This is a genomic window from uncultured Pseudacidovorax sp., assembly GCF_913773995.1.
Classification (GTDB): Bacteria; Pseudomonadota; Gammaproteobacteria; order Burkholderiales; family Burkholderiaceae_C; genus Xenophilus.
Genome location: NZ_CAJYES010000154.1, coordinates 1 through 7,043 on the forward strand (window position 1 = coordinate 1; position 7,043 = coordinate 7,043).

Consider the following 7,043-nt stretch of genomic DNA (forward strand, 5'->3'; position numbering starts at 1 on the left):
GCGAACTGGGCAACTACAACGCCGCCCTCATCCACGTCATGGAGGCCGTGCAATGACGCCGCCGCTGCCCCAACTCGCCGTCCCCGAGGACCGTGCCTACCCGCCGCGCGAATCGGCGTTCACCACCACCTTCTGGCAGGCACTGCGCGAAGGCCGCTGGATGAGCACGCGCTGCAAGGCCTGCGAGCGCCAGACCTTTCCGCCCAAGCCGGTGTGCCCGCACTGCTGGTCCACCGATGTGGCATGGACCCCGCTGGGCCGCACCGGCACGCTTTACTCGTGGACGCGCATCCATGCCGCGCCCGCGGTGTTCGCGGCCGAGGCGCCCTATGCCTGCGGCATCGTCGACCTCGACGATGGCCTGCGCCTGGCCTGCCGCCTGGTCGAGGACCCGCAGCGACCGCTGGCCATCGGCCAGGCCATGGAGATGGTGGTGCTGCAGTACCGGGACGGTCCGCTGTTCGCGGCGCGCCCGCTCGGCTGAGCACGGCCTTCATCGTCAACCCCAATCGAACACAGGAGAAAGAAAGCCATGAGCTTGTTCAACACCACCGGCCTCACCGACGACCAGCGCATGATGCGCGAGGGCGTGCTCGACCTGCTGGGTCGCCATCTGCCCTGGGAGAAGATCCGCAAGATGGACGAGGCGCGCGAGTTTCCGCTCGAAGCCTATGAGGCGCTGGCCGATGCCGGCTACATCGGCCTCTTCTATCCCGAAGAACTGGGTGGAACCGGCGGCTCCTACCGCGACATCGCCATCTTCCTGGAGGCCATGGGCTACCACTACACCGGCATCGCCCAGGCCATCACCACCTCGGCCGTGTATGCGGGCATGCACATCGCCAAGTTCGGCTCGCCCGAGATGAAGAAGGACCTGGTGCCGCGCATCATCGCGGGCAAGGCCAAGCTGGCGCTGTGCATGTCCGAGCCCGGCACCGGCTCGGATGTCGCCGGCGTCAAGACCTTCGCGCAGCGAGACGGCGACGACTACATCCTCAACGGCAACAAGGTGTGGATCACCTGCGGCCACGTGGCGGACTACTTCGTGGTTATCACCCGCACCGACCGCGATGGCGCCAACCGCCACCAGGGCATCAGCACGCTGCTGGTCGACGCCAAGGCGCCCGGCGTGACGGTGCGGCCGCTGCAGATGCTGGGCCGCCGCACCTCGCATGCCAACGAAGTGTTCTTCGAGAACGTTCGCGTGCCGGCGCAGAACCTCTTCGGCGGCGAAGGCCGTGCCTGGAAGAACATCATGAGCTGCCTGGGCCTGGAGCGGCTGGGCCTGGCCGCCATCTCGGCCGGCCACTGCTTCAAGATCACCGAATATGCCCGCGACTATGCCAAGGACCGCGTGCAGTTCGGCCAGCCCATCTCGCAGTTCCAGGTGATCCAGCACAAGCTGGCCGACATGCTGATCCTGTCCGAGACGGCCCGCCAGATGGTCTACCGCGCGGCCGACGTGCTGGACTCGGGCACGCCGGCGGTGACCGAGGCCTCCATCGCCAAGATCGTCGCCACCGACAACAACTTCAAGTGCGCCGACATCGGCATGCAGATCATGGGCGGCGCGGGCTATTCGATGGAGTACGACATGCAGATGTTCTTCCGCGACTCGCGCGTTGGGCCCATCGGCGGCGGCACCAACGAGATCCAGCGCAACATCCTGGCCAAGCAGATGGATTTGGGCTGATAGGGCCACAGTCATGCAGCAGGGGGGCGAAAGCCCCTTTTTTCATGGGTAGCCAGACCATCGAATCCTGAATGTCGTTGCTCATTGATATTGGTTCAACCATAATAAATGCGCCGCCAGCTTCCGAAGCTGGAGACACCCGAGAGGACGAGATGGATCTGGAGTTCACGCCGGCGCAGCGCGCCTTCCGTGCCGAGGTACGGGCCTTCATCGACGAGCGTCTGCCGGCGGACATCCGGGCGCGCCTTCGCGCCGGGCATCCGCCGCGCAAGCAGGACACCGTGACGTGGCAGCGCATCCTCAACGAGCGTGGCTGGGCCGCGCCGCACTGGCCGGCGCGCTACGGCGGTGCGGAGCTGGGGCAGATGGAGCGCCTGATCCTCATGGACGAGCTCTACCGTGCGCCCGCACCGCTGCCGCAGGTGTTCAACCTCACCATGCTCGGGCCGGTGCTGATGAAGTTCGGCACGCCGGCACAGTGCGACCATTTCCTGCCGCGGCTTGCCAACCTCGACCTGTGGTTCTGCCAGGGCTTCTCGGAGCCGGGTGCCGGATCGGACCTGGCTTCGCTGCGCACCCGGGCCGAACGCCGCGGCGATCACTACGTGGTCAACGGGCAGAAGATCTGGACCACCACTGCTCACCTCGCCGACTGGGTGTTCGCGCTGGTGCGCACCGACCCCGAGGCGCGCAAGCAGGCGGGCATCTCCTTCCTGCTGATCGACCTGAAGTCGCCCGGCATCACCATCCGCCCCATCCACTCCATCGACGGCGGGAATCACCTCAACGAGGTCTTCTTCGACGACGTTCAGGTGCCCGGGGGCAACCTGGTGGGCGAGGAGAACAAAGGCTGGGAATGCGCCAAGTTCCTGCTCGGCAACGAGCGCACCGGCATCGCCAACGTGGGGCTGTGCCGGGAGCGGCTCGACCTTGCGCGCGAGATGGCCGGCCGTGCGCTGCCGCAGGGCGGGCGGCTGATCGACGACGCCGGTCTGCGCGCCGAGATGGCGGCGCTGGATGCGGAGATCCGCGCGCTCGAGCTGACCAACTACCGCTTCCTGCTCACTGCCTCCGAGCAGCAGGCGCTGCCGGCCTTCGCCTCGGTGCTCAAGCTCAAGGGCGTGGCGCTGCAGCAGGCCACGAACGCGCTGCTGGCGCGGCTCGCCGGCCCGGCCGGCCTGGAGCGGCGCGACGGCGACGAAGAGCTCGTACACGGCCCGCTGGTGCCACGCTACTTCTACTCGCGTGCCGCCAGCATCTATGGCGGCACCAGCGAAGTGCAGAAGGACATCCTGGCCAAGGCCATCCTGGGATGAGACAGGGAACCCGATGAATTTCGAACTCGATGACGAGCAGCGTGCGCTGCAGGACAGCCTGGCGCGCCTGATGGCCGAACGCTATGGCTTCGAGCAGCGGCGCGCCCATGCCGCCAGCGAGGGCGGGCACGATCCGCAGACCTGGCAGCACCTGGCCGAGCTGGGCGTCACGGCGCTGGCGGTGCCATCGGCCCACGGGGGCTTCGATGGTGGCGCCCGTGCCTTGCTGCCCGTGATGCAGGCCCTGGCCGGTGCCCTGTGCCTGGAGCCGCTGCTGCCGCAGGTCCTGGCTGCGACGGCCCTGCGCCTGGGCGCGGACGAGGCGCTGTGCGCCGAGCAACTGCCCGCCCTGGCCGATGGCACCACGCGCATGGCCTGGGCCCACGACGAGACCGCCGGCCGCCACGCGCCCTGCTGGATCGAGACCCGCGCCACGCAACGCGGCGGGGGCTGGGTGCTCGATGGCGCCAAGGTCCATGTGCTCGGAGCGGACCTGGCCGGCCATGTCGTGGTCAGCGCGCGCACCGGCGGCACGTCGAACGAACCCGCCGGCCGCGCGCTCTTCCTCGTCGATGCCGGTGCGCCGGGCCTGCAGTGGCGGCGCCATCGCCTGGTCGACGACACACCGGCCGCCGAACTGCGGCTGGCGGGCGTGCCCGCCCGTCCCCTGGCCGATCCGGCCGAGGGCGACGCGGGGGGCCGTGCCATCGACGGTGCGGTCGCCATGGGCACGGCCCTGGCCTGCGCCGACATGCTGGGCGCGGCCGAAACGGCCAACCGGCTCGCGGTCGACTACCTGCACACCCGCAAGCAGTTCGGCCGCGCCATCGGCGAGAACCAGGCGCTGCGCCACCGCGTGGCCGAGATGCGCGTGGACCTGGAGATGGCCCGCAGCATGGCCATGGCCGCCGCGGTCGCGGTCGATCTGCCCGATGGCGACGATGCGGGCCTGGACCTGCACCGCGCCAAGCTGTGCATCGGCCGCCATGCGCGCGAGGTGGCGCATGGCGCCATCCAGTTGCACGGGGGCATCGGCATGACCGAGGAATACGCCGTCGGCCACTGCCTGCGCCGCATCCATGTGATGGACCAGTTGTTCGGCGACAGTGGTGCCCATGCTGCGCGGCTGGCATCCATGCTCGCCGCATGACGGGCACCGGCTGCGCGACCCCCGCAGAGACAACGAGAGACAACGAGCAGGCAAGACGGCCATGAACGAAGCCATGATCTATCTGGATGACCAGGGCGTGTCCCGGTCGCAGGTGCAACTGCAAGCCCGCCGCGCCGCCACCGGCCTGGCGGAACTGGGCGTGGTCGAGGGCGACTGCGTCGCCCTGCTGCTGCGCAACGACTTCGCCTTCTTCGAAGTGCAGCAGGCGGCGGCCGCCCTCGGTGCCTATGCGGTGCCGCTGAACTGGCACGGCAAGGCCGAGGAACTGCTCTACATCCTGGAGGACGCCCGCCCCAAGGTGCTGGTGGCCCATGCCGACCTGCTGGCGCCGCTGCGCGACCGCCTGCCGGCGGGGCTGGTGGTGCGCGTGGTGCCCACGCCGCGGCAGGTACTGGCGCGCTATGGCGTCGATGCGGCGCGGGCCCGGCCCGCGCCGGACGACGTGCTCTGGCCGCAATGGTGCGAAGGCTTCGCGCCCTGGGACGCGCCGCCGCGGCCGAGCCGCGCCACCATGATCTACACCTCGGGCACCACCGGGCATCCCAAGGGCGTGCGGCGCCATCCCTCCACGTCCGAGCAGGCGCAGGCCTATCGGGAGATCATCGAGCGGGTGTACGGCCTCGTGCCCGGCGTGCGGGCGCTGATCACCGGGCCGCTGTACCACGCTTCGCCCAATGCCTACGGCCGCCAGGCCTTCGGTGCAGCGGAGTTGCTGGTGATGCAGTCCAAGTTCGACGCCGAAGAGACGCTGGCACTGATTGCCCGGCACCGCATCACCCATGCGGTGATGGTGCCCACCATGTTCGTGCGTCTGCTCAAGCTGCCGGCGGAGGTGCGTGCGCGCTACGACGTGGGCTCGCTGCAGTGGGTCACGCACACCGGCGCGCCCTGCCCGCGTGAGGTCAAGCAGGCCCTGATGGACTGGTGGGGGCCGGTGGTCTACGAGACCTACGGCGGCACTGAGGTCGGCACCGCCACCCTCGCCACGCCGCAGGACTGGCTCGACCATCCGGGCTCGGTGGGTGTGCCCACCCCCGGCACCCGCATCGCCTTCTACGGCGAGGACGGCCGTCCGGTGCCCGAGGGCGAGATCGGCGAGATCTACATGCGCGTGTCCGCCTATCCCGACTTCACCTACCTGAACAACAATGCCAAACGCCAGGGCGTCGAGCGAGACGGCCTGATCAGCGTGGGGGATGTCGGCTACCTCAAGGACGGCCGGCTGTACCTGTGCGACCGACGCTCGGACATGGTGATCTTCGGCGGCACCAACGTGTACCCGGCCGAGATCGAGATGGTGCTGGCCCAGTGCCCGGGCGTGCACGACTGCGCCGTCTTCGGCATTCCGGACGAGGACTTCGGCGAATCGCTGGCCGCGGCCGTGGAGCGCGAGCCCGGCGCGCAGCTGACGGAGGCGGACATCCGCCACTACCTGGAAGCGCGCCTGGCCCGCTACAAGGTGCCGCGGCGCATCGACTTCCATGCCGCCCTGCCGCGTGAGGACAGCGGCAAGATCTTCAAGCGCAGGCTGCGCGACCCGTTCTGGCAGAACACCGGTCGGCAGATCTGATGGCCGCCTCGCCGAGCGACGAGGTCGCCGCCGCCCTGGGCCCGGTGCTGGCGCGCCGCTTCGGCTCGCCCGGCGAGGTGCGGGGTCTGCAGCGCCTGACCGCCGGCGGCACCAAGGCCACCTGGGCCTTCGACTGGATCACGCCAGGCGAGTCGCCGCGGCCGCTGATCCTGCAGCAGACACCCGCACGCGACGCCGCTGCGGGCGCAGTCCCCAAGCTCAACGGCCCCCAGGAGGCCGCACTGATGCAGGCCGCCCGCGCTGCCGGAACGCCTGCGCCCGTGGTGGAGGCGGTGCTCGGGCCCGGAGACGGCCTGGGCGAGGGCTACGTCACGGGCCGCGTGGCGGGCGAGACGCTGGGCCGACGCATCCTGCGCGACGAGGCCTTCGCCGCCGCCCGTGGCCGCATGGCCACCCAGTGCGGCGAGATCCTCGCCACGATCCACCGCACGCCCACGGTCGGGCTGAGCTTCCTGCAGGGCCTGACGCCCGCGCAGGAGCTGGCGGCCTACCGCGCGCTGCTCGATGGCTGCGGCGTGCGCCATGCGGCGCTCGACCATGCCGTGGCCTGGATCGGTCGCCACCTGCCGCCGCCGGTGCCGCCGGCGCTGGTACATGCCGACTTCCGCACCGGCAACCTCGTCGTCGGGCCGGAGGGCGTGCGCTGCGTGCTGGACTGGGAGATCGCCCGCATCGGCGACCCCATGCAGGACCTGGGTGTGCTGTGCATGCGCACCTGGCGCTTCGGCGGGGCTGGCGAGGTGGGCGGCTTCGGCGCGCGCGAGGCGCTCTATGCCGCCTACGAGTCGGCCTCTGGCCAGCGCGTCGATCCGCTGCGGGTCCGCTTCTGGGAAGCCTTCGCCAACCTCAAGTGGGCCATCGCCTGCGCCCGTCGCGGCAGCCAGAAGCGCCCCGATGGCCGCGTCGCCAGCCTGGAACTGGCCGCCATCGGCCGTCGCATGGAGGAGCCGCTGTGGGACTTCCTGAACCTGGTCGCACCGCCGGAGGTGAGTCCGTGAATGCGCCCAGGCCGGGCGAGGCCGAAGGACACCCCCTGCCCGCACGGGTGCCGCCGGCCGAGGTGCTGCTGGACGCCGCCGCCGACTACCTCGACCTCGAACTGCGCCCGTCGATGGAGGGCTATCACGCCTTCCAGCTGCGGGTGTGCGTCAACGTCCTTCGGCTGGTGGCCCGGGAGCTGCGCCTGGGCCCGGCGGCGGACGCGCGGTCGCGTGCCAGCCTGATCGCGCTGCTGGGGGGTGTTGCGGACGCGGATGCGGACGAGCAGGCGCA

The 7,043-nt window shown here is 70.2% G+C and carries 7 protein-coding genes; all 7 read left to right on the forward strand.

All coding sequences use genetic code 11. The annotated features are described in order from the left end of the window. The first annotated feature begins 52 nt into the window (after positions 1-52). Positions 53-484 (forward strand): OB-fold domain-containing protein, encoded by a 432-nt coding sequence (locus tag QZ772_RS14555; protein ID WP_295527558.1) that lies wholly within the window; start codon positions 53-55, stop codon positions 482-484. A gap of 48 nt (positions 485-532) precedes the next feature. Then, the gene (locus QZ772_RS14560) at positions 533-1,693 is read left to right on the forward strand and encodes an acyl-CoA dehydrogenase family protein (protein ID WP_295527561.1); all 1,161 of its coding nucleotides are present in this window, start codon (positions 533-535) and stop codon (positions 1,691-1,693) included. Between the two features lie 152 nt (positions 1,694-1,845). Next, a complete protein-coding gene (locus QZ772_RS14565) occupies positions 1,846-3,009 on the forward strand; it encodes an acyl-CoA dehydrogenase family protein (protein ID WP_295527564.1) in 1,164 nt (387 codons plus the stop codon). Between the two features lie 13 nt (positions 3,010-3,022). Continuing rightward, positions 3,023-4,159 (forward strand): acyl-CoA dehydrogenase, encoded by a 1,137-nt coding sequence (locus QZ772_RS14570; RefSeq protein ID WP_295527565.1) that lies wholly within the window; start codon positions 3,023-3,025, stop codon positions 4,157-4,159. Beyond that, positions 4,125-5,750 (forward strand): acyl-CoA synthetase, encoded by a 1,626-nt coding sequence (locus QZ772_RS14575; RefSeq protein ID WP_295527573.1) that lies wholly within the window; start codon positions 4,125-4,127, stop codon positions 5,748-5,750. The genes QZ772_RS14570 and QZ772_RS14575 overlap by 35 nt, the downstream gene beginning before the upstream one ends. Continuing rightward, the gene (locus tag QZ772_RS14580) at positions 5,750-6,769 is read left to right on the forward strand and encodes a phosphotransferase family protein (protein WP_295527568.1); all 1,020 of its coding nucleotides are present in this window, start codon (positions 5,750-5,752) and stop codon (positions 6,767-6,769) included. Before QZ772_RS14575 ends, QZ772_RS14580 begins: the two co-directional genes overlap by 1 nt. Next, positions 6,766-7,043, forward strand: a 278-nt coding sequence (locus tag QZ772_RS14585) for a DUF6285 domain-containing protein (protein WP_295527571.1), incomplete at its 3' end; no start/stop codon positions are given. The genes QZ772_RS14580 and QZ772_RS14585, both read left to right, overlap by 4 nt.